Source organism: Streptomyces siamensis (assembly GCF_039543605.1).
Taxonomy (GTDB): Bacteria; Actinomycetota; Actinomycetes; order Streptomycetales; family Streptomycetaceae; genus Streptomyces; species Streptomyces siamensis.
Window position 1 is genome coordinate 299,571 of sequence record NZ_BAABKB010000045.1, and the last position, 22,068, is coordinate 321,638.

Consider the following 22,068-nt stretch of genomic DNA (forward strand, 5'->3'; position numbering starts at 1 on the left):
GGTCCAGATCCTGATGATTGGCCTTGTTCCGCCGCTCCGACCTGCGGCTAGCGTCGGGCCATGCGGATTCGAATCGTCGACGCCTTCACCGACCGCCCCTTCGCCGGCAACCCGGCCGGGGTCGTCCTCCTCGACTCCTTCCCCGACGACGCCTGGCTCCAGAACGTCGCTCTCGAGGTCAACCACGCCGAGACGGCGTTCGCCCACCGGCTGCCCGAGGGCGGCGAGGCCGACTGGGCGCTGCGCTGGTTCACGCCCGCCACCGAGGTCGCCATGTGCGGGCACGCGACGCTGGCGACCGCGCACGTCCTGCACAGCACGGGCACGCACCCGGGCCCGGTGCGGTTCGCGACGCTCAGTGGCGTCCTCGTCGCGACACCGCAGGAGGACGGTTCGATCACCCTGGACTTCCCGACCGCGCCGCTCACGCCGGTCGACGTCCCCGACGGCGTCGCCGAGGCACTGGGCGCCGAGCCGCTCGCGGCCTGCGACACCGGTCCGCAGGTCGGTGACCTGGTGGTCGAACTCGCCGACGAGAAGACGGTCCTGGGTCTCGCCCCCGATCACAAGGGACTCTCCCGCCACTCCCGGCGCGGCATCATCGCGACCGCCCGCGCCGAGGACGCCTCCCGCGGCTACGACTTCGTCTCGCGCTGCTTCTTCCCGAACGTCGGCATCGACGAGGACCCGGTCACCGGCAGCGCCCACACGGCCCTCGCCCCGTACTGGTCCGAGCGCCTGGGCCGGCCCGACCTCACGGGGCTCCAGGCCTCCCGCCGCTCCGGCCTCGTCCGCACCGGGCTGCGCGGGGACCGCACGCTCCTGACCGGCCGCGCGGTCACGGTCATCGAGGGCGAGCTGCTGGCCTGACGGCGCGGCTCACGGCACAGGCTCACGACACGGCGAGAAGGGGCGTACGGGCCTGCCGTACGCCCCGCGCGCCCGGCCTCCGGACGGTTTCGCCCGGAGCAGGGCGGCGGCCGCAAGGGCGTCAGGCCCGCGCCCCGCCCCACCCCGCCCCGCCCGGCGGCGCTCACGCCGTCGGCAGCCACCCCACCTTCCCGGCCAGCAGCGCGTATCCGACGAAGGCACCGATGTCGAGCAGCGAGTGGGCCACCACGAGCGGGCCGACCCGTCCCCAGCGCCGGTACAGGTAGACGAAGACGACGCCCATCACCATGTTGCCGATGAACCCGCCGATGCCCTGGTAGAGGTGGTACGAGCCGCGCAGCACCGCGCTCGCCACCAGCGCGGTCCCCGGCGTCCAGCCCAACTGCCCGAGCCTGCGCAGCAGATAGCCGACGACGATGACCTCCTCCAGCACGGCGTTCTGCACGGCCGAGAGGATCAGCACCGGGTACTTCCACCACACGTCGGGCAGCGCCTCCGGCACCACCGTGAGGTTGAAGCCGAGCCCCCGGGCCGCCAGGTAGAAGGCGATGCCCGTACTGCCGATCACCGCCGCGACGCCCGCCCCGCGGCCGAGGTCCGGCCACGGGCGCGTGCGGTCGAAGCCGATGACGCGCAGCCCCGTGCCCTCCCGCAGCAGGAAGTGCGCGACGAGCGCCACCGGCACCAGGGCCGACGCGATCCCGAAGAGCTGCCAGGCCAGATCGAGCCACGGCCGGCCCGGCGCGGCCGAGGCGTTGAGGGTGGCCGCCTGGTCCTTCAGACCCCCCGGTTTGGTGACTGATCCGACAAAGCTGATCAGCGCGGACACCCCACTCGCACCGAGCGAAAGCCCCAGAACGAGCAGCGTCTCGTCCCGCAGAATCCGCCGTGTCAGCCCCTCCTTCGGAAAAGAATCGGCCACCGACCCCGCCTCCACCTGCACTCCCGCCTCCAGTTGAGTAATCCCGCCGCATCCCCATCTTGACCCCGCTAGGGTCTCGAAAGAAGTTACGAAGATCGTGCGCGACAGGCCGTCCAGGGGACGGACACCGTACGGGGCGTACCTCCCCTTTCCCCTGCCTCACGGCTGTTTCGCGGCTCCGGGCTCAACTGGGAGGGCACCACCGTCATGGGACGTCACAGCTTGCCCGACGAGTACGGGGCGGGTGCCGCCGACCCCCGCCTACGCGCGCGCCGCCGCAACGTGGCCATCGCGACGGTGCTGGTCCTCACGGTCGTCGCGGGCACGGCGGCCGCGGTCAGTGGCGGCCTGCTGTCGTTCGGCGGGTCCTGCCAGGACGACGCCGTGCACCTGGAGGTGGCCGCCTCGCCGGACGTGGCGCCCGCTCTGCGGGCCGCCGCCGAGTACGCCCGCAAGAACAACATCACGTCCGACGGCCGCTGCCTCGACGTCGGCGTGAGCGCACGCGAGTCGTACAAGGTCACGGACGCGCTGCGGGCGGGCCGGAAGTCCGACGTCCAGGCATGGGTCCCGGACTCCGACATGTGGGTGCAGCGCGTCGCCGCGGACAGCTCCGCGACCCAGGTGACCAACGCGGGCAACATCGCCTCCTCCCCGGTCGGTGTCGCCATGGTCCCGTCCGCCGCGAAGTCGCTGGGATGGCCCCGGAAGACCTACACCTGGACCGAGTTGACCGGGGCCGCGATGCAGGACGACCGGCTGAGACTGGGCGCGGCCGATCCGGCGCGCAGCGCGACAGGTCTGCTGGCGCTGACACAGCTCAGCAGTGCCGCGGCGAGTGCCGAGGGCGGCGACACCCGGGCGGCCGCCATGGCGAAGGCCCTCTCGCAGCGCACCTCGGACAGCGACGGCCAGGTGCTGGACACGCTGCCGCGTGACTCCTCGGGGACCGAGCAGGGCAACCCGAAGCGCAATCAGGCGCTGATCCTGTCCGAACAGGCTGCGTTCGCGCACAACGCCGCGGCGGACGGCGGCGGGACGCTCGACCTCTTCTACCCCAAGGACGGGACGCCCCGGCTCGACTATCCGTTCGCCCTCGTCGACGAGCCGGAGCTGAGCACCGACGAGAGCCGCGCCGCCCTGCGGTTCATGACCCTGCTGGGCGAGCCGGAGCCGCAGCGCATCCTCGCGAAGCACGGGTTCCGCACGGACGCGGAGACCCCGTCCGACGCCCTGGTCAGCGGGGCCGGCGGCAGCCCCGAACAGCCGTTCACGCAGGCCTCGGCGGAACCGGCGTCGGCGAAGGCCCTCCAGGAGGCTCTCGGCATGTGGACGATCACGGTGCAGAGCGCCCGGATCACGACCGTGGTCGACGCGTCCGCCTCCATGTCCGAGCCCGTCGCGGGGACCGACCAGTCCCGTATGGACGTCACCAAGGCCTCCTTGTTGCAGGCCCTCGCCACCTTCACCCCGGAGGACGAGATCGGACTGTGGAAGTTCTCCACCCGTCTCGACGGCGATCGCGACTACCGGGTGCTCGTGCCGACGGAGCGGCTCGGCGACCGCAGGGGCACCGACACCCAGCGGGACCGGCTCTCGGCCGCCTTCAGCGCCCTCGAACCCGTCCCCGGCGGGGCGACCGGGCTCTACGACACCACGCTGGCCGCGTACAAGGCGGCCGTCTCGTCCTACGCGAAGGGGAAGTTCAACGCCTTGGTCCTCCTGACGGACGGCGTCAACCAGGATCCCGGGAGCATCTCGCGCTCCAGCCTCGTCGACCAGCTGCAACGGATCACCGACCCGCAGCGGCCGGTACCGCTGATCGCGATCGCGGTGGGCCCCGACGCCGACCGGCGGGAGATGGAGCAGATCGCCAAGGCGACCGGCGGCTCGGGCCATCAGGTCGACGACCCGTCGCAGATCCACTCGGTGATCCTGAAGGCGATCGTGGCGGCGGGCAGCCGAAGCTGACCCGCCGCTTGAGCCGACCGACCGATCAGCCGAGCGGCACCGGTTCGGGCAGCCCGACCGGCCAGGTGTGCACCGGCTCGCCGAGATGCATCAGCTCGCCGTAGCGCCGTGTCGTGGCGGCCAGCGCGGCCTCCCGGCTGAGCCCCTTCTCCAGGGCCCGGTGGAAGGTGGCCGCCTGCCACGTCGCTCCGTTGGCGCGCAATCGGCACCGATCCTCGATCACCCCCAGGTAGAGGTCACGGTCCGCGGGTTCGACACCCCAGGCGTCCAGCCCGGCGGCGGCCAGCGGCAGCAGCTCGTCACGGACCAGGTTGACCACGTCCACCTGGGTCGTCCCGCCGTACCGGCCCCGCCGCGGCCACTCCAGACGGGCGTCGATGCCGTGCCGGCAGGCGGCGTCGAAGTTCGCGGCCGCCGACTCGAAGGACAGCCGCGTCCACACGGGCCGCGACTCCTCGGCGAGCGCGCGGACGAGCCCGTAGTAGAAGGCCGCGTTGGCGATCACGTCGACGACGGTGGGGCCTGCGGGCAGGACCCGGTTCTCGACGCGCAGGTGGGGGACGCCGTCGGCGATGCCGTACACGGGCCTGTTCCAGCGGTACACCGTGCCGTTGTGCAGCACGAGTTCGGCGAGCTTGGGGGTGCCTCCGCCGTCCAGGACGGCCAGCGGGTCCTCGTCGTCGCAGATCGGCAGCAGCGGCGGGAAGAAGCGCAGGTTCTCCTCGAACAGCTCGTACGCCGAGGAGATCCACCGCTCGCCGAACCAGGTGCGCGGTCTGACCCCCTGGGCCTGCAACTCGGGCGGCCGGGTGTCCGTGGACTGCTGGAAGAGCGGCGGCCTCGACTCGCGCCACAGCTCGTGGCCGAACAGGAAGGGCGAGTTGGCCCCCACGGCGACCTGCGCGGCGGCCACCGCCTGCGCGGCGTTCCACACGTCCGCGAACCGGCCCGGGGTGACCTGGAGATGCAGTTGCACGGAGGTGCAGGCGGCTTCGGGCGCGATGGAACGCGATCTGCACACCAGGCGCTCGATGCCGTCGATGTCAAGGGCGAAGTCCTCTCCCCGGGCGGCCACGATCTGATCGTTGAGCAGTGTGTAACGGTCGACGTCCGACAGATTCGCAAGGACCAGGTGGCGCTGACCGAGTGTCGGCAGAATGCCGATCATCACGATTCCGGCATCGACCTCGCCCGCTTTTCGGTGCGCGTACGCGAGTGAGGTGCGCAGCTCCTCGGCGAGCCGGTCGAATACCCGGTCACCGAGCCGGTGTGGGGCTATGTTGACTTCCAGGTTGAACATGGCGAGTTCTGTTTGGAAATCGCGGCTCGCAATGCGATCGAGTACTTGCGCATTCATCATTCTGGGCATGCCGTCCGGTCCTGCGAGATTCAACTCGATCTCCAGGCCCATCAGATTCTTGGGGCGATCGAACCTCTTCTCCTCCAGCAGTCGCTCCAGCACCGTCAGACACTGGCGGAGCTTGTCGCGGTGGCGCTGGCGATCGGACAGGTCGAACGGCCCTGCCACGACCTTCTCCCCCATCGAAGTGTCCCTCCTCGGATGGGCGGCCGATGCTCCGGCCCCTGGCGTCCCGGGTCACGTGGGATGATGCCCCGGCATCGCCATTCATAACGCCCCCGGACGACCCCGCGGACCGCTAGGCTGGAGTCCGGGCCCCGGGCACATTCACGCGGCATGCGGCAATGTGCAAGTTACGGCCCGACATGATCTCGTGAAAAACGCCGACGAGAATCGGCCGACCGCTTCGGCGAAGCGTTCCGAGGTCATCGCGCCGCCCCCGCGCAGAATCGGGATGAATCTCCTCGTTTCATCGACCGAATAGCGCCTTGTTCTTCATATTCGGGACGACTAGACGAAACACCGTCTGAACACGTGTCGTATAAACTCCGCAAACGAGGCAGAGAATTGGCGCTCGCGGTCGTGGAACCTGTCGGCAGATCCAGACCCCACGCCCCTCTGACCCCGAGAGCTGACAGCGCCGTCCGCCCCCGCCCTCGTGCTGCCATGCCTGTCGAATGAGAGGCGACCCACCATGCCGCTGCATGTCCCCCCGGCTCCCGCGCCCGCCCTTCGCACCGTCCTCACGGCACTCGGTTCCCCCACCGCAGTCCGCGAGGCCCGCACCCCGTCCCTGCGTCTGGCCCAGGGGCCCGTCACACCCGAACTCCCGCTGCCCGTGCATGTCCTGGACCGGACCACTCCCGAGGGTGCGCCGGCCACCCGGCTCGCCGGCTGGCGCTTCCTGATCCGCAGCGGCGATCGCGCGGTGGCCGCGGCCGACACCATGCTGACACCCGACGGCTGGGCGTTCTCCCGCTTCTTCGAGGGCCCGTACATCACCGCGACCGAACGCGCCGTGCGTCAGGCCGAGTCCATGCAGCAGCCTTACCAGGCACGCCTGCTGTCCGTGCCGGAGCTGTACATGCTCACGCTCTGGCTGCACGGCGACTGCACCGCGGACGCCGCCACAGGGCTCCCCGCCGCCACCGACCTCCTCGTCCCGCTGGCTCCCGCGCCGCCCGGCATCGCCGCACACCGTCCGCACAGCGTCGCCGAGCTGCTGCCGGTGCTCACCCACCGGCTCACGCCCGCACCGCTGCTCATCACACCCGCGTAGGACCACGACCGCGCCGCCCGCACGGGCGGACACCCCCGTGAACCGCGCACGACAGGCACCGGCTCCCGTGCCCCGCCGCCGCTCCGCCGGCCGCGGGGCACGCCGCTGCGCACCGCCCGTCCCGGACCGCCGCACAAGCGCGCTCGTCGGTGCTCCACAGCGCTCGTACGAGGCAGGACGTGCCCGGCGCCCCGACCGGACTAGCCCTATTCGACCACCCCGAACCACCCGAAGAGACAGTGCAGTTGGGATGAACCGTCCGCACGGGTGATGCGTCATCAACCTGTAAGAAGCGGTGCCGCGAAATCCCTGCGGATTGACGTCCGTAGAGCAACACTGGTTTCCAGACCACACACCAACGGGGGGCGGCCATGAACTCATCGAGCCGCGGGACAGACACCACAGCCATCACTCACATCTCTACCCAGCGAAAGATCCCATCCATGTGCCAGCACCAGCCACCGTGTCCGTCAGCCGAGTCAGCCGACCGGGAGTCCGCCCGTCTCGTGGCGCACCACCCGGAGCAGGGATGGAGCCTGCTGTGCAACGGCGTTCTGCTCTTCGAGGACACCGGTGAGCTCCTGCCCGACGGTCAGATCATCGCCCCGCACCGCCCGCTGGGCAGCGCACAGGTGATGACGGCCGCCTGAGGCAACCACGGGTCGCAGGCACGCGGCCCGGACATACGAGGGGCCGGCCCGGAGACGTACTCTCCGAACCGGCCCCGACGCATGTCCGTGGGTGACTACTCCTCGTAGTCGCCCGCGTCCGCCGTGTCGATCAGTCCTCGTAGGCGTCCAGCGGCGGGCAGGAGCAGACGAGGTTCCGGTCGCCGTACGCCTGGTCGATGCGGCGCACCGGCGGCCAGTACTTGTCCGCGGCCGAGACACCGGCCGGGAAGACGGCCTCCTCGCGCGAGTACGCGTGGTTCCACTCGCCACCGAGCGCGGCGGCGGTGTGCGGGGCACCTCGCAGCGGGTTGTCGTCGACCGCCCACTCGCCCGAGCCGACCTTGTCGATCTCCGCGCGAATCGCGATCATCGCGTCGCAGAACCGGTCGAGCTCACCCAGGTCCTCGGACTCGGTCGGCTCGATCATCAGCGTCCCGGCCACCGGGAACGACATCGTCGGCGCGTGGAAGCCGTAGTCGATCAGGCGCTTGGCGATGTCGTCGACGCTCACGCCGGTCGCCTTGGTGAGCGGGCGCAGGTCGATGATGCACTCGTGCGCGACGAGCCCGCCCGGACCGGTGTAGAGCACCGGGTAGTGCGGCTCCAGACGCTTGGCGATGTAGTTCGCGGACAGCACCGCCACCTGCGTGGCGCGCTTGAGGCCCTCACCGCCCATGAGCCGGACGTAGGCCCAGGAGATCGGCAGGATGCCCGCGGAGCCCCACGGAGCGGCCGAGATCGGGCCCACACCGGTCTCCGGACCGGCCGCGGGCTGCAGGGGGTGGTTGGGCAGGTACGGCGCCAGGTGCGCGCGCACCCCGACCGGGCCGACGCCCGGGCCGCCACCGCCGTGCGGGATGCAGAACGTCTTGTGCAGGTTGAGGTGCGAGACGTCACCGCCGAAGTGCCCCGGCTTGGCCAGACCCACCAGCGCGTTGAGGTTGGCACCGTCGACGTAGACCTGACCGCCGGCCTCGTGGACCTGCGCGCAGATGTCGGCGACGTGCTCCTCGAACACTCCGTGCGTCGAGGGGTACGTGATCATCAGTACGGCGAGTTCGTCGCGGTACTGCTCGATCTTGGCACGCAGGTCCTCGACGTCGACCTCGCCGTCGTCCGCGGTCTTGACGACCACGACCTTCATGCCGGCCATCACGGCGCTCGCGGCGTTGGTGCCGTGCGCGGAGGACGGGATGAGGCAGACGGTGCGCTGCTCGTCGCCGTTGGCCCGGTGGTAGCCGCGGACGGCCAGCAGACCGGCCAGCTCGCCCTGCGAACCGGCGTTGGGCTGGAGCGAGACCTTGTCGTACCCGGTGACCTCGGCGAGCCGCTCCTCCAGCTCCGTGATCAGCGTGAGGTAGCCCTGAGCCTGCTCGGCCGGGACGAAGGGGTGCAGCTGGCCGAACTCGGGCCAGGTGACCGGCTCCATCTCCGTGGTCGCGTTGAGCTTCATCGTGCAGGAGCCCAGCGGGATCATGCCGCGGTCGAGCGCGTAGTCGCGGTCGGACAGCTTGCGCAGGTAGCGCAGCATCGCGGTCTCGGAGCGGTGCTGGTGGAACACCGGGTGGGTGAGGTAGTCGTCGGTGCGCAGCAGCGCGGCCGGCAGGGTGTCCTCGGCCGTGGCGTCGAGTGCCTCGACGTCGCCCTCGACACCGAACGCGGTCCACACGGCGCCGAGCTCGCGACGCGTGGTGGTCTCGTCACAGGAGATCGACACGTGGTCGGCGTCCGCCTGGTGGAGGTTGACGCCGTGCTCGCGGGCGGCGGCGACGATCTCAGCGGCCCGGCCCGGGACCCGCACGGTCAGCGTGTCGAAGTACGCGCCGTGCACGACCTCGACCCCGCCCGCCGTCAGACCCGCGGCGAGCACGGTGGCGTACCGGTGGGTGCGTCGCGCGATGGTCCGCAGACCGTCCGGACCGTGGTAGACGGCGTACATGCCGGCCATCACGGCGAGCAGCACCTGAGCAGTGCAGATGTTGCTGGTGGCCTTCTCCCGGCGGATGTGCTGCTCGCGCGTCTGCAGGGCGAGGCGGTACGCCTTGTGTCCGTCGGCGTCCACGGACACTCCGACCAGGCGACCGGGCAGGCTGCGGGCGAACTTCTCCTGCACCGCCATGTAGCCGGCGTGCGGACCGCCGAAGCCCATCGGCACACCGAAGCGCTGCGTCGTACCTACGGCGATGTCGGCGCCGAGCTCGCCCGGCGAGGTGAGCACGGTCAGGGCGAGGAGGTCGGCGGCCACGGTGACCACGGCGCCGAGCTCGTGGGCCTGGTCGACGACCGCCTTGATGTCGCGTACGGCACCGGAGGCGCCGGGGTACTGGAGCAGCACGCCGTTGATGTCGCGCTCGGCGATCTCGGCCGGGATGCCCTCGCTGAGGTCGGCGACGACGACCTCGACGCCGGTCGGCTCGGCGCGAGTCTCGATGACGGCGATGGTCTGCGGCAGGGCGTCCGCGTCGACCAGGAAGAGGCCGTTCTTGTTCTTGCCCATGCGCCGGGACAGCGCCATCGCCTCCGCGGCGGCGGTGCCCTCGTCGAGCAGCGAGGCGCCCGAGGTCGGCAGCCCGGTCAGCTCGGCGACCACGGTCTGGAAGTTGAGGAGCGCCTCCAGGCGGCCCTGCGAGATCTCCGGCTGGTAAGGCGTGTACGCGGTGTACCAGGCCGGGTTCTCCATGACATTGCGCAGGATCACCGGCGGCGTGAACGTGCCGTAGTAGCCGAGGCCGATCATCGAACCGAGCACCTCGTTGCGGTCCGCGAGGGAACGCAGCTCGGCGAGGACCTCCGCCTCGGTACGCGCGCCGGGAAGCTTCAGCGCCTCGGCATTCTTGATCACGTCCGGCACCGCGGCGGCCGTCAGATCGTCGAGCGAGCCGTATCCGACGTGGGCGAGCATCTTGGCCCTGGCCTCGAGGTCGGGCCCGATGTGGCGCTGCTCAAAGGGGATTCCCTGTTCGAGCTCGGAGAGCGGAATGCGGTGGGCGGTCATTGCGGAGGCCTCCTGGTCTGACGCGACCTTCGAGGGGCACCCCGGCACGGGTACCCCGACGGCCTCCCCCTCTGTCATCTCAACCTGAGAGCTTCACCGGCCCGTCCGACGTGCCGGTTTTCACCGTCGGTGAGGGCGGAGGCCATCGGCGACCGCCCTGCTTTCCAGAGTGACCTCGTCCGTGCGGTACGTGTGCCTGAGAGATTCCGGGGAGGATTTGCTCCTTCGGCGCCTCCGATGAAGTCTGGAGGACTCTCCCGCACGGGGTCAGCAGCCGCTGTCAGCCTACCAGCGAGGACAAGACACGATCCTTCGAGTGGCCGCCTGCCTGAATCTGCTCTTTTGTAGTGCTTACGGATGAGTTGCGACCAAGTGGAGGGCCCGTGCAGACCGACATCGATCCGCGCAACCTGATCGGCCGCAAGGCGTTCGACCGCAATGGCACCAAGATCGGCACGATCGACGAGGTGTACCTCGACGACGCGACCGGTGTACCGGAGTGGGCGGCCATACGCACAGGCCTCTTCAGCAGGGACGCTTTCGTGCCCCTGGAGCCCAGTGAACTCGTGGAAGGGGCCCTGCGCATCCCCTTCGACCGGGCCCTGATCAAGGACGCTCCCGACTTCGGCGTGGGCCGGCACCTCTCGCCCGAGCAGGAGCTCCAGCTCTACCACCACTACGGACTCGACGTGGCGGCCCCCTCCCCGCCTCCGCCGGACCGTGACTTCGGCAAGGTCGCGGGCTCGGACGAGCCCTGACCCGGATGCTCCAACGCGTCCGGGGAATCCACCGCAACGACCAGGGGCAGCGGATCGGCCGGCTCCAGCTCGGGGTCGTCGGTCCGGAACGTCTTGACCCGCCCCGGCACGGAGTAGGGCGTCTCGAACCGCACCGTGACCCGCCCCAGGCCACTGCCCTGGACCCAGCCGTGCCCGTGCTCGGCATGCCGCACATCGTGCCCGGCGGGCCACCGGCGCTCGGCGGGCGCCTCCGGTGACGCCCCGGAATCGCGCGACTCCTCGTCGGCGGGGTGCTCCTGGCCGGGGGGCTCCTCCGCCGTGGCACGGGCCTGCGCCTGCGCGAAAAGGTCCTCCTGCGTGTAGTCCGCGAGCCCGGAGACTCCGACCCCCAGCAGCCGCACCCCACCGGTCGTGTCCACGGCCTCCAGGAGCCGCGCGGCGGCCTCCCGCACGACCGCCGGATCGTCCGTGGGCCCCCGCAGCGTCTCGGACCGGGTGAGTGTCGAGAAGTCGTACCTCCGCACCTTCAGGACGATGGTCCGCCCCGACAGCCCCGCCCCGCGCAGCCGCTGCACACAGCGGTCGGCGAGCCGCTGCACCTCCAGACCGACCCGCATCCGGTCGTGGATGTCCACGTCATAGGTGTCCTCGACCGAGACGGACTTCGTCTCCCGCTCGGCGACCACGGGCCGCTCGTCGTGCGCCAGCGCCATCGCGTGGAGCGCGTGTCCGTGCGCCTTCCCCAGCAGTCGCACGAGCTCGTCCTCACCCGCCTCGGCGATCTCCTCGACCGTGGTGATCCCCGCCCGCCGCAGATGGTCCCCGGTGGCGGGACCCACGCCGGGCAGCGTCCGCACCGACATCGGCCCCAGGAGCGCGCGCTCGGTGCCGGGCTCTATCAGGACCAGTCCGTCGGGCTTGGCCTGCTCAGAGGCGATCTTCGCGAGCATCTTGGACGCGGCGAGGCCCACCGATCCCGTGAGTCCCGTGACGGCACGGATGTCCGCGCGCAGCTTCACCCCGGCGAGCCGCGCCGAGCCCTCGTCCCAGGCGGCGCCCCCCGCTTCCAGGTCCACGAAGGCTTCGTCCAGGCTCAGCGGCTCCACCAGGGGCGACAGGGCCCGCAGCAGCGCCATCACCTGCTCGCTGACCTCCTTGTAGAGGCTGAAGCGGGGCACGAGATACGCGGCGTTCGGTGCGAGGCGGCGAGCCTGGGCCATGGGCATCGCCGAGTGGACGCCGAACACCCGGGCCTCGTACGACGCGGTGGCGACGACTCCGCGCGGTCCGAGCCCGCCCACGACGACCGCTTTTCCGCGCAGACTCGGCTTGGACGCCTGTTCCGCCGAGGCGAAGAAGGCATCCATGTCGAGATGCAGGATCGTGGGCGCGGTTCTCACATGTCCGATGCTGCACCACGCCACTGACAATGCCCCTGCGCGGCCCGCCGCCCACGGGACGGCCCGCGAAGCAGCACGCCCCTCGCGGGGACGCCCGGGAGGTCACACAGCCCGGTTGCGCCGCCGTGCCAGCTCGTCCGCGGGGTTGTGCCCGACGAGCGTCTCGCCGGTGTCCACCCGCTCTCCGTGCAGCTGCGACAGGGCGCCCTCGACGTCCCGCCACACCACTCCCACCGCGATCCCGAAGACCCCCTGGCCGCCCTGGAGCAGCGCGTGGACGTCGTCGGGCGAGGTGCACTCGTAGACGGTCGCGCCGTCGCTCATCAGCGTCATCCGCTCCAGGTCCCGGAAGCCGCGCTCCCTGAGGTGCTGGACCGTGGTGCGGATGTTCTGAAGCGACACACCTGTGTCCAGGAACCGCTTGACGATCTTCAGGACGACGACGTCACGGAAGCTGTAGAGCCGCTGCGTCCCGGATCCGTGGGCGGGCCGCACGCTCGGCTCGACGAGCCCGGTCCTCGCCCAGTAGTCCAGCTGCCGGTAGGTGATGCCCGCGGCGGCACACGCCGTGGGACCGCGGTAGCCGATCTCCTCGGAAACGGCCCCTCCCTCGTCCGGCACCGCCGTCGGCCGCAGCGGAGCGTGCTCGCCCGTGCTGCCGTGGTCGGGGTACCCCCTGCTCGAGCGGAGCCGAGCGCTGGTGGGAGGGTACGGGCCGCTCTCCCCCAGACCGTGTCCGGGGGCACCCCCAGCCGTACCGTCGCCGCTGTTTCTCACGCCGACCTCCGTCCTTGACCTGCCTTCTCGACGGTAGGCAGTCACCACGGGTGCGTCAACGATCGCCACACTCGGCACGCCGAGTGATAATCACCCTAAGAGTGGTTTCTCGTGCCCCACCGCGGGGAAAGGCTAGCCGAATGCTCCCGGCCCGGGCCGCGGCACACCACGCTGGCCACGGGCAATTGCCGCCGGGACCGGCGCGCCTCCGCGGACACCGCCGATGGGCGGTGGCGGGGCCTCACTGGCTGTTGGTACCGAAGTCCTCGGGCGAGATCTGGTCGAGGAACTCGCGGAACTTCTCGACCTCGTCCTCCTGCTCGTCCGGGATCGCGATGCCGGCGTCGTCCAGCACGCCGTCGCTGCCGTAGATCGGCGTTCCGGTGCGCAGCGCCAGCGCTATGGCGTCGGACGGCCGTGCGCTGACCTCGACCCCGCTGGCGAAGACCAGCTCCGCGTAGAAGACGCCCTCACGCAGGTCCGTGATGCGTACCTCGGTGAGCTCCTGGCCCACGGCCTCCAGCACGTCCTTGAACAGGTCGTGGGTCAGCGGTCGTGCGGGGGCCATGCCCTGCTGGGCGAAGGCGATCGCGGTCGCCTCCCCCGGTCCGATCCAGATGGGGAGGTACCGGTCGCCTCCCACTTCACGCAGAAGCACGATCGGTTGGTTGGAGGGCATTTCGACCCGGACACCTACGACATCGAGCTCGTTCACACAGCAACCCTAGGCCGTGCCCGGGACGTTTGGGTAGTCGGGCACAGAACGGGTGGACGATCCGGAGCCCCGGCCGGCGCCCCGGTTCAGGGCAGTCGTACGCCCAGCGCGGTCTGCACGAGCGCCGCGTGCAGTTTCACCGTGAGCCCCGCGAGCTCCTTCGTACGGGCCTCCGCGTGCGCCCGCGTCTGCGGGTTGCGATGGCGCCGCAGCGGGGCCACCACCTGGTCCACGAGCCCCGCGTCACGCTCCGCGGCGGCTTTCATCGCGCGCAGGTGGCGTGGCTCGATCCCGAACCGCCCCAGCTCGACGACCAGCGTCGCGACCGTCACCGCCTCGGCGTCGTACACGTCGTCCGCCAGCGGTGCGATCAGCCCGTACGACTCCCACTCCGCCAGGTCCCGCTCGTCGATCTCCGCGGCGGCCAGCAGTTCGGCACGGCCCACGCGGGCCGCTGTGGGCGCCTCCGGCTCGCCCAGGAAGTCGCCCAGGGGCTCGCCGTCCCCCGCGTCGCGCTGACGGCCCACGGACGGCAGACGCACGGGCTCACCGCGCTCCAGGGCCTCCAGGTGCTCGCGGATCACCTTGAGGGGCAGGTAGTGGTCCCGCTGCATCCTCAGGACGTGACCGAGGCGCTCGACGTCGTGGGCACTGAACTTGCGGTACCCCGAGGGGGTCCGCCGCGGCTCGACGAGCCCCTCCGACTCCAGGAACCTGATCTTGGAGATGGTGACTTCGGGGAACTCGTCGCGCAGTGCGTTCAGCACCACGCCGATGCTCATCAGCCCACTGTCCGTGGCGGCGGTACCGTTGCCGGCACCGCCGCTCGGTGTTTGAAGCATGGACCTTCCCTGGGGTCCCCCCTGACGGAGTCTGGGGGAGGGTCAGATGGCCCGCTGGCTCGCGTAGAACACCAGCCGGTACTTGCCGATCTGCACCTCGTCGCCGTTCGCCAGAGCGACCTGGTCGATCCGCTCGCGGTTGACGTACGTGCCGTTCAGGCTGCCGACGTCGGCCACCGTGAACGAGCCGTCCGCCGCGCGACGGAACTCCACGTGGCGACGCGACACCGTCACGTCGTCCAGGAAGATGTCGCTCTGCGGATGACGCCCCGCCGTGGTCAGCTCGCCGTCCAGCAGGAAGCGGCTGCCCGAGTTCGGACCACGGCGCACCACCAGGAGCGCCGAGCCGAGCGGCAGCGCGTCGACGGCCGCCTGCGCCTCCGGGGAGAGCATCGGCGACGGCGTCTGCCCCGTCACCTCGGCGTCGTAGGCCTCGATGCCGGAGATGGAGATCGTGGACGTCGTCTCGGACGGACGCTCGGCGCCGCCTCGCAGCGGCGCACCGCAGTTGGAACAGAACCGGCTGTTCTCGGCGTTGCGGTTACCGCACCTCGTACACACCAGGGCCATGGACGGATCCTCCTGCCGCGGCTGCCCACCGGGGGCATGGGACGCATACGGGTCGGAGGCAAACCCTCCACCCGCACTTGAGGTCGACGGATCCCCGAAACCTATGCGGCCGGACTGGGCAGGGTCAACAGACGGCGCGCCCTGACCACCGGAAATGTCACCACCCGGACCAGCGACCTGGTCACGGAACAGCGGGCGGTCGCCGCCGTGGGCCTCCGCGTCTCCCTGGCGCGGTGCACGGTGCCGGGCGGTGGCGTTGTCACCGCTGCCCTCTCGCGCGCTCTTGCCGAACAACTTCGCAAACAACTTCACGGGCGATTCCCCTTGACCGAAACAGACCCGCCCGTGGGGCAGGACGAACCCTGATTGAACACACCGGTCGACCCGGACATCCTCACAACGTCCGTATCCACCAGACAGTTTCCACCACGCACCACCCAATCGGTGCGCCGACCCCCCGCAACCTCATGCCCTCGCCGGACGACCCTCATGCGACCCCGGCTCACTGGGAGGACGACCGAGCGTAGTCAGGCCGCTTCGCCGGTCGCAAGGCGTCCACCACGATCTTGGTCGCACGGTCCACCGTCACGGTGGCCTGCTCCTTCTCCAGTGTCTGCACCACACCTCCGGGGATGTTCAGCGCCGGCTCCAGGTCCTGCGGCTTGCCGATGACCTTGAAACGATAGGGCTGGGCGATCTTGTTCCCGTCGACCTTCACTCCGCCGTCGGAATCGCTCAGGAAGGTATTGGCGACGACGCGCACGCCGTTCACCTGGATCGCCTCCGCGCCGGCCGCGCGCAGCTCCTGGACCGCGTCGAGCAGCATGTCCGCCTTCACCGTCCCCTTCGCGTCGTCGATCGTCACGGTGATGCCGGGCCCCTGCGCCGCCACGGTGCCCGCCAGAATGCCGAGTTGCTTCTCCTTCTCGACCGTCTGCTTGCGAGCCTCCTCGGCCTGGTTCGAGCTGTTCTCCAGCTCGGTGCGCTGATCCTCGAGACCCTGCTTCTCGTCCTCAAGACGCTGAGTTCGGTTGTCGAGTTCATCGAGAATGCGTACGAGATCTTCCTGACGTGCTCCACGCAGGGCGCTGCCGCTGTCGCTGTTGGAGGCGACCTGGACGGCGAGACCGAATCCAAGACCGAACAGGAGCAGGGCGACGATGAGTTGGGCACGCGACACACGCGGCGGCCACAGTCCGTCGACCAGGCGCTGACGTCCGGTCATCGAAGGCCCGGCGCCCTCTTCGTCCTGATGTGCACCGGAATTTCCGGAACGAGCCGCGGCGGGTACTTCCTGGGGAAGTTCCTTGCGCAGCCGGTTCTCCGGAGCACCGGGCGGCTGGACGTTGCGCGGGGGCTCGGAGCTCCTGGACGGCTGCGGGCCCTCGAAGGGCCGGACAGACTGCGGTGGCCGCGCCGACTGCGACTGCGACTGCTGTATCGGACGCGACTGCTGGGCCGGGCGGGGCTGCTGCACGGGACCCGACTGCTGCGCAGGGCCCGGCCGCTGCGCAGGGCGGGGCTGTTGCGCGGGACCCGGCTGCTGCATGCCCTGAGCCGGCCGACCCGGGTGCGCGGGCCGGCCGCCCGGTCCCGGCTGCACCGGGCGCCCGGGCTGAGCCCCCTGAGGGGGGCGAACCTGCTGCGACTGCCTCGGACCGTGACCCGGCCCTCCCGGCTGCGGCGGCTGGGCGCCCTGCGTGGGTCGCGCGGGCTGCTGCGGCTGAGCGCCCTGCGTCGGTCCCGCGGGCTGCTGCGGCTCGGCGTCCTCGGGCAGTCGGAAGCGCTGAGAAGGCCGAACAGGATGCGTCGGCTGAGGAGGCCGGGCTGACTGGGGTGTCCGGGGCTGCTGGGGAGCCTGAGGCGGCGCGGGGCTCTCTGCCGGCCTCCGCTCCTCCGAGCGCCCCTCGTTCCCGGAGGAAGTCCGGCTCTCGGAGGAAGAGGGGTTCTGGGCAGGCCTCCGCCCCTCGGGAGACCTGGGGTCGGCGGCAGAGGTGGTGTCCGCCGCGGGCCCGTGCTCCTCGGCAGACCGGGGGTCCGCGGCGGGCCCGCGCTCGTCGGGCGGTGTGCGGCCCTCGACGGGCCGCTCGCTCTCGGAGGGCCTCGGGTTCTCGGAAGCCTGGGGGTTCTCGTCCTCGTTGCTCATCGGCCTCACGCCCGGAACACGTGCCGACGGATCGCCGCGGCGTTGGAGAAGATGCGGATACCGAGGACGACCACGACACCCGTGGAGAGCTGCGCGCCGACGCCCAACTTGTCGCCCAGGAAGACGATCAGCGCGGCCACGACCACGTTCGACAGGAACGACACCACGAAGACCTTGTCGTCGAAGATCCCGTCGAGCATCGCCCGCAGACCGCCGAACACGGCGTCGAGCGCCGCCACGACGGCGATCGGGAGGTAAGGCTCGACGACCGCCGGAACCTCGGGCCGGACCAACAGTCCAGCCACGACTCCCACGACGAGGCCCAGTACGGCGATCACGATGTGCCCTTCTCTGTGCTCGGCTCTGCTGTACGTACGATCACACTCGGTGCGGCGGACAACCGGATGTCGTCCTCGACGGAAATGCCGGTCCGGATGCCGTAGTTCTCCTGCAGCGCATGCAGATACAACCCGTCGGCGCTGTTCTGGAACCTGGTGCTGAGGCGCTTGCCGTCCCCCACCGCGAGCACCGTGTACGGCGGCACCAGCGGCTTGTTGTCGACCAGTATCGCGTCTCCCGCGGCACGGATCGCCGACAGGGCTGTCAGACGCTGTCCGTTGATGGCGATGGCCTCCGCGCCCGACTCCCACAGGCCGTTGACGACGCGCTGCATGTCACGGTCGCGGACGCGCCCGGTGTCGGAGAACCCGGAGGTCTCCCGCGGGTTCCCGCCACCCCCCGTACTGGCTTCCTTGGCGTCGTTCACGACGAGCTTCACGCCGGGGCCGTGCACATCGGTCGCGCCCGACAGGATGCTCACCAGGTCGGCCTGGTCACCGCCGCTCTTCTTGAGCGCCTCACGCTGCCGGGCGTTCACGTCGGCCCGCAGGGAGTCGACGGTGCTCTCCAGCTTGTCCGCGGTCTTCGTCTCGCGTTCGACCCGGTCGATGAGCTCCTGGCGCTCCTTGGCGACGACCGGGGCGGCTATGCGTGCGTTCGCCGCGCCCACGGTGACCACGAGGGCCGCGAGGACGAGCCCGGCGGCGAGCCCCAGCTTCGCCCGGACCGTCTTCGGCATGCCGCCGGCGCCCTCGGCCTGCTTGCGGGCGGCTGCCTCGGCGTATCCGTCGTCGAGGCTGTGGTCCATGACGTTGGTGAGCAGCGACATGGAGGCGTCCGGGCGCGAGGGGCGTGGAGCGCTGCTCCGAACGGGGGGCTGCTGCGGCATGCCGCACATCGTCGCACGTCGCGGGTGCTACCTCCGAATGGCCCCACCTACGTGCCGGACAGGCCCCCTTGGGGGCACTTGTCCGGCACGCACGCGTGCTACCGGCCGGCGCTGTCCACGACCGCCGCCCACTCGTCGAGCAGAGCCTCCGCGGAGGCGTCGTCCGGGCCCTCGGCCCACAAATGGGTGACGGCCTCGGCGGGGTCCGGGAGCACCATCACCCAGCGCCCGTCGGTCTCCACGACCCGCACGCCGTCGGTGGTGTCCACGAACCGGTCTCCGGCCTCCTCCACGACACGGCGCATCACGAGGCCCTTGACGGCCCAGGGGGTCGCCAGGTCACGCTTGAGGACGTGCGCCCGCGGAATCCGCGCGTCGATCTGGCTGAGGGTGAGCTGGGTCCGTGCCACGAGCCCGATGAGCCGTACGAAGGCGGCCGCGCCGTCGAACACGCTGCTGAACTCGGGGATGATGAATCCGCCGCGCCCGTCGCCGCCGAAGATCGTCGACTCTTCGCCGCCGACCCGTGTCAGGTCGTCGGGCGACGTGGTCGTCCACTCCACCTGCGTGCCGTGGTACGCGGCCACCTGCTCGGCGATCCGTGTGGTCGTCACCGGGAGCGCCACCCGCCCGCTGCGCCGTTCCGCCGCGACCAGGTCGAGCATGACCAGCAGGGCGCGGTCGTCCTCGACGATCCGCCCCTTCTCGTCGACGAGGGAGAGCCGCTCGCCCACCGGGTCGAAGCGCACCCCGAAGGCGGCGCGGGCCGACGCGACGATCTCTCCGAGGCGTACCAGTCCGGCCCGTCGGGTGTCCGCCGTCTCGGTCGGCCTGGACTCGTCGAGACCGGGGTTGATGGTCAGCGAGTCGACCCCGAGCTTGCCGAGGAGGCTGGGCAGCACCAGTCCGGCGCTGCCGTTCGAGGCGTCCACGACGACCTTCAACCCGGATTCCGCGATCCCGGTGGTGTCGACGTTCCTCAGCAGTGATCCGGTGTACGAGTCGAAGACGCTGGCCGGGAAGTGCAGGTCCCCGATCTCACCGGGGAACGCACGCCGGTACTCCTGTCGTGCGAAGACCCGGTCCAGCTTGCGTTGTCCGCCCTGCGACAGGTCGGCGCCCTGTCCGTCGAAGAACATGATGTCGACGGAGTCCGGCACCCCTGGTGTGGTGCGGATCATGATGCCGCCAGCACTGCCCCTGGCGGTCTGCTGCCGGGCCACCGGCAGCGGCACGTTCTCCAGGTCGCGTACGTCGATGGCGCTGGCCTGGAGTGCCGAGATCACCGCTCGTTTCAGTGCTCGCGCGCCTCGGGAGTGGTCACGGGCCGTCGTGACCGTGGAGCCCTTCTTCAGGGTCGTCGCGTAGGCGCCGGCGAGTCGCACGGCGAGTTCCGGAGTGATCTCCACGTTCAGGATTCCGGTGACCCCTCGGGCGCCGAAGAGATGCGCCTGGCCCCGCGACTCCCAGATCACCGAGGTGTTGACGAAGGCACCGGCCTCGATGGTCTTGAACGGGTAGACGCGGACGTTGCCCTGGATGATCGATTCTTCGCCTACGAGGCACTCGTCGCCGATGACGGCGCCGTCCTCGATCCGGGCGGCCCGCATGATGTCGGTGTTCTTGCCGACGACGCAGCCGCGCAGGTTGCTGTGCTGACCGATGTACACGTTGTCGTGCACAACGGCCCGGTGGAGGAAGGCGCCGCTCTTGACGACGACGTTGGAGCCGACCACGGTGTGTTCGCGGATTTCGGCGTTCGCTTCGACCTTGGCGTAGTCGCCGATGTAGAGCGGTCCCCGCAGTACGGCGTCGGGGTGCACCTCTGCGCCCTCGGCGACCCATACGCCGGGGGAGATCTCGAAGCCGTCGAGTTCGACCTCGACCTTGCCTTCCAGGACGTCGGCCTGCGCCTTCACGTAGCTCTCGTGGGTGCCGACGTCCTCCCAGTAGCCCTCGGCGATATAGCCGTAGATGGGCTTGCCTTCCTTCATCAGCTGCGGGAAGACGTCACCGGACCAGTCGACCGGCACATCGGCCTCGACGTAGTCGAAGACTTCGGGCTCCATGACGTAGATGCCCGTGTTCACGGTGTCGGAGAAGACCTGGCCCCAGGTCGGCTTCTCCAGGAAGCGCTCGACCTTGCCCTCTTCGTCCACGATGGTGATGCCGAATTCCAGCGGATTCGGTACGCGCGTCAGGCAGACGGTGACGAGCGCGCCCTTTTCCTTGTGGAAATTGATGAGCTCCGTGAGATCGAAGTCGGTCAGTGCGTCACCGGAGATCACGAGGAAAGCGTCGTCCTTCAGCGCCTCTTCGGCGTTCTTGACGCTCCCGGCAGTACCGAGTGGCTTCTCCTCATTGGCATAAGTCAGCTCCATGCCGAGCTCTTCGCCGTCGCCGAAGTAGTTCTTGACGAGTGACGCCAGGAACTGAACGGTAACGACGGTCTCGCTGAGCCCATGCCTTTTCAGCAGCCTGAGCACATGCTCCATGATCGGGCGATTCGCCACAGGCAGGAGCGGCTTGGGCATGCTCGAGGTCATGGGGCGAAGGCGTGTGCCCTCGCCTCCGGCCATCACGACGGCCTTCATGTCGGAAGCGTCCTCCTTGAAGAGACGACGGTCTAGCCGACTTCACCCGTCCAGATTGTCCCGCAGATTTCGAGCGCGGGCCATCGGAGCGTCTTCGCTACCGAGTCGGGCCGAGCTCAATCGGCCATGGCGTCCGCCCTGACAAGCCGGCGGACCTGTACCACGTAGAGGACTCCTGCCCACCAGTACAGGGTTGTACCCCACCCTGCGAACGCCCATCCGAAAACGGCGGCGAGTGACGCGATCCATCCGCTTCCATCGCTGAGCAACAGCAACGGGAAGGCGTACATCAGGTTGAACGTGGCCGCCTTGCCGAGGAAGTTCACCTGCGGCGGCGGATAGCCGTGCCTGCGGAGGATGCCCACCATCACCAGGAGAACCAGCTCGCGCGCCAGAAGTGCGGCCGTCAACCAGAGGGGGAGAATCTCGCGCCAGGTGAGACCGACGAGGGTGGACAGAATGTAGAGCCTGTCGGCGGCGGGATCGAGCAGCCGGCCGAGACTGCTGATCTGGTTCCAGCGACGTGCGAGCTTGCCGTCGAGATAGTCGCTGATACCGCTCAGCATGAGCACGAGCAGCGCCCAGCCGTCGCTCTTGGGGCCGCCGAACTCCGGCCTGAGGATCAGCCACAGGAAGACGGGTACGCCGACCAGGCGCGCCATGCTGAGGATGTTCGGGATGGTGAGGACCCGGTCCGTCTGGACACGGGTCTCCTGGACCTCCACCCGGGGGCCTCCTGTGGGAAAAATGAGCCGATGATGCCCCCTGACCTTACCCGCAGCCTTCGAGCCGCGGTGCGGAGGGGGTGGAGCGCCACCGACGGAAGCGCTCCTCAACGCAAAAAAGCTCCGGCTCTCGGGCGGTGTGCCCAAGAGCCGGAGCTCCAATATTAGTTCGGCGGCGTCCTACTCTCCCACAGGGTCCCCCCTGCAGTACCATCGGCGCTGTAAGGCTTAGCTTCCGGGTT

General features: G+C 70.0%; 19 protein-coding genes, 1 rRNA gene and 1 riboswitch. Of the genes, 6 read left to right on the forward strand and 14 right to left on the reverse strand.

Translation table 11 applies throughout. The features are described 5' to 3' along the window. Positions 1-60 precede the first annotated feature (60 nt). Complete coding sequence (locus tag ABEB03_RS41520) at positions 61-870, forward strand: PhzF family phenazine biosynthesis protein (protein ID WP_345658232.1); 810 nt, start codon at positions 61-63, stop codon at positions 868-870. 163 nt (positions 871-1,033) lie between these two features. On the opposite strand, the gene ABEB03_RS41525 is transcribed toward ABEB03_RS41520, so the two are convergent. Then, entirely contained in the window at positions 1,034-1,834 is an 801-nt protein-coding gene (locus ABEB03_RS41525; RefSeq protein ID WP_095932900.1) for a CPBP family intramembrane glutamic endopeptidase, read from the reverse strand. Between the two features lie 186 nt (positions 1,835-2,020). Here ABEB03_RS41525 and ABEB03_RS41530 point away from each other — a divergent pair, with 186 nt between their 5' ends. Continuing rightward, the gene (locus tag ABEB03_RS41530; RefSeq protein WP_345658233.1) at positions 2,021-3,784 is read left to right on the forward strand and encodes a substrate-binding and VWA domain-containing protein; all 1,764 of its coding nucleotides are present in this window, start codon (positions 2,021-2,023) and stop codon (positions 3,782-3,784) included. Between the two features lie 25 nt (positions 3,785-3,809). On the opposite strand, the gene ABEB03_RS41535 is transcribed toward ABEB03_RS41530, so the two are convergent. After that, the gene (locus ABEB03_RS41535; protein WP_345658234.1) at positions 3,810-5,327 is read right to left on the reverse strand and encodes a glutamate--cysteine ligase; all 1,518 of its coding nucleotides are present in this window, start codon (positions 5,325-5,327) and stop codon (positions 3,810-3,812) included. A gap of 511 nt (positions 5,328-5,838) precedes the next feature. Between ABEB03_RS41535 and ABEB03_RS41540 the strand changes: the two genes are divergently transcribed. After that, positions 5,839-6,423: a hypothetical protein gene (locus tag ABEB03_RS41540; RefSeq protein WP_095932903.1), complete on the forward strand. Its 585-nt coding sequence runs from the start codon at positions 5,839-5,841 to the stop codon at positions 6,421-6,423. 443 nt (positions 6,424-6,866) lie between these two features. Further along, a complete protein-coding gene (locus ABEB03_RS41545; protein ID WP_095932904.1) occupies positions 6,867-7,073 on the forward strand; it encodes a DUF5999 family protein in 207 nt (68 codons plus the stop codon). A 130-nt stretch (positions 7,074-7,203) separates the two neighbouring features. Here ABEB03_RS41545 and gcvP read toward each other — a convergent pair whose 3' ends face one another. Further along, positions 7,204-10,089, reverse strand: coding sequence for an aminomethyl-transferring glycine dehydrogenase (gcvP, locus tag ABEB03_RS41550; protein WP_345658235.1), 2,886 nt, complete (start codon positions 10,087-10,089; stop codon positions 7,204-7,206). 174 nt (positions 10,090-10,263) lie between these two features. Beyond that, a riboswitch (glycine riboswitch) is annotated at positions 10,264-10,359 on the reverse strand. A gap of 113 nt (positions 10,360-10,472) precedes the next feature. Between gcvP and ABEB03_RS41555 the strand changes: the two genes are divergently transcribed. Continuing rightward, positions 10,473-10,847 carry a PRC-barrel domain-containing protein gene (locus ABEB03_RS41555; protein ID WP_028800503.1) on the forward strand — a complete coding sequence of 125 codons (375 nt, stop codon included), beginning with the start codon at positions 10,473-10,475 and terminating at the stop codon, positions 10,845-10,847. Here the strand turns inward: ABEB03_RS41555 and ABEB03_RS41560 are convergent. The 6 genes from ABEB03_RS41560 to ABEB03_RS41585 form a co-directional block, all read right to left on the reverse strand. Further along, positions 10,766-12,229 (reverse strand): DNA polymerase IV, encoded by a 1,464-nt coding sequence (locus tag ABEB03_RS41560; RefSeq protein ID WP_345658236.1) that lies wholly within the window; start codon positions 12,227-12,229, stop codon positions 10,766-10,768. The genes ABEB03_RS41555 and ABEB03_RS41560 overlap by 82 nt on opposite strands. Before the next feature lie 102 nt (positions 12,230-12,331). After that, the gene (locus ABEB03_RS41565) at positions 12,332-13,006 is read right to left on the reverse strand and encodes a MerR family transcriptional regulator (RefSeq protein WP_425589372.1); all 675 of its coding nucleotides are present in this window, start codon (positions 13,004-13,006) and stop codon (positions 12,332-12,334) included. Between the two features lie 241 nt (positions 13,007-13,247). After that, complete coding sequence (locus ABEB03_RS41570; RefSeq protein ID WP_006123076.1) at positions 13,248-13,721, reverse strand: bifunctional nuclease family protein; 474 nt, start codon at positions 13,719-13,721, stop codon at positions 13,248-13,250. Positions 13,722-13,807: 86 nt separating this feature from the next. Further along, positions 13,808-14,563 carry a transcriptional regulator FtsR gene (gene ftsR / locus ABEB03_RS41575; RefSeq protein ID WP_345658237.1) on the reverse strand — a complete coding sequence of 252 codons (756 nt, stop codon included), beginning with the start codon at positions 14,561-14,563 and terminating at the stop codon, positions 13,808-13,810. A gap of 42 nt (positions 14,564-14,605) precedes the next feature. Further along, on the reverse strand, positions 14,606-15,574 hold the full coding sequence (locus ABEB03_RS41580; RefSeq protein ID WP_345658238.1) for an FHA domain-containing protein: 969 nt from the start codon (positions 15,572-15,574) through the stop codon (positions 14,606-14,608). A 61-nt stretch (positions 15,575-15,635) separates the two neighbouring features. Beyond that, complete coding sequence (locus tag ABEB03_RS41585) at positions 15,636-16,448, reverse strand: DUF881 domain-containing protein (protein WP_345658255.1); 813 nt, start codon at positions 16,446-16,448, stop codon at positions 15,636-15,638. Between ABEB03_RS41585 and ABEB03_RS41590 the strand changes: the two genes are divergently transcribed. Then, the gene (locus ABEB03_RS41590; protein ID WP_345658256.1) at positions 16,386-16,964 is read left to right on the forward strand and encodes a hypothetical protein; all 579 of its coding nucleotides are present in this window, start codon (positions 16,386-16,388) and stop codon (positions 16,962-16,964) included. The two genes, ABEB03_RS41585 and ABEB03_RS41590, sit on opposite strands and share 63 nt — an antisense overlap. A gap of 320 nt (positions 16,965-17,284) precedes the next feature. Here ABEB03_RS41590 and ABEB03_RS41595 read toward each other — a convergent pair whose 3' ends face one another. From ABEB03_RS41595 to rrf, 5 genes are all read right to left on the reverse strand, one after another. Further along, entirely contained in the window at positions 17,285-17,617 is a 333-nt protein-coding gene (locus ABEB03_RS41595; protein WP_003988855.1) for a small basic family protein, read from the reverse strand. Beyond that, positions 17,614-18,507: a DUF881 domain-containing protein gene (locus ABEB03_RS41600; protein ID WP_345658239.1), complete on the reverse strand. Its 894-nt coding sequence runs from the start codon at positions 18,505-18,507 to the stop codon at positions 17,614-17,616. Before ABEB03_RS41600 ends, ABEB03_RS41595 begins: the two co-directional genes overlap by 4 nt. A 98-nt stretch (positions 18,508-18,605) precedes the next feature. Further along, complete coding sequence (locus ABEB03_RS41605; protein WP_095932913.1) at positions 18,606-21,101, reverse strand: mannose-1-phosphate guanyltransferase; 2,496 nt, start codon at positions 21,099-21,101, stop codon at positions 18,606-18,608. Positions 21,102-21,217: 116 nt separating this feature from the next. Further along, a complete protein-coding gene (locus ABEB03_RS41610; protein WP_345658240.1) occupies positions 21,218-21,826 on the reverse strand; it encodes a CDP-alcohol phosphatidyltransferase family protein in 609 nt (202 codons plus the stop codon). Positions 21,827-21,993: 167 nt separating this feature from the next. Continuing rightward, positions 21,994-22,068: ribosomal RNA gene (rrf, locus tag ABEB03_RS41615) — 5S ribosomal RNA — on the reverse strand; the annotation flags it as partial.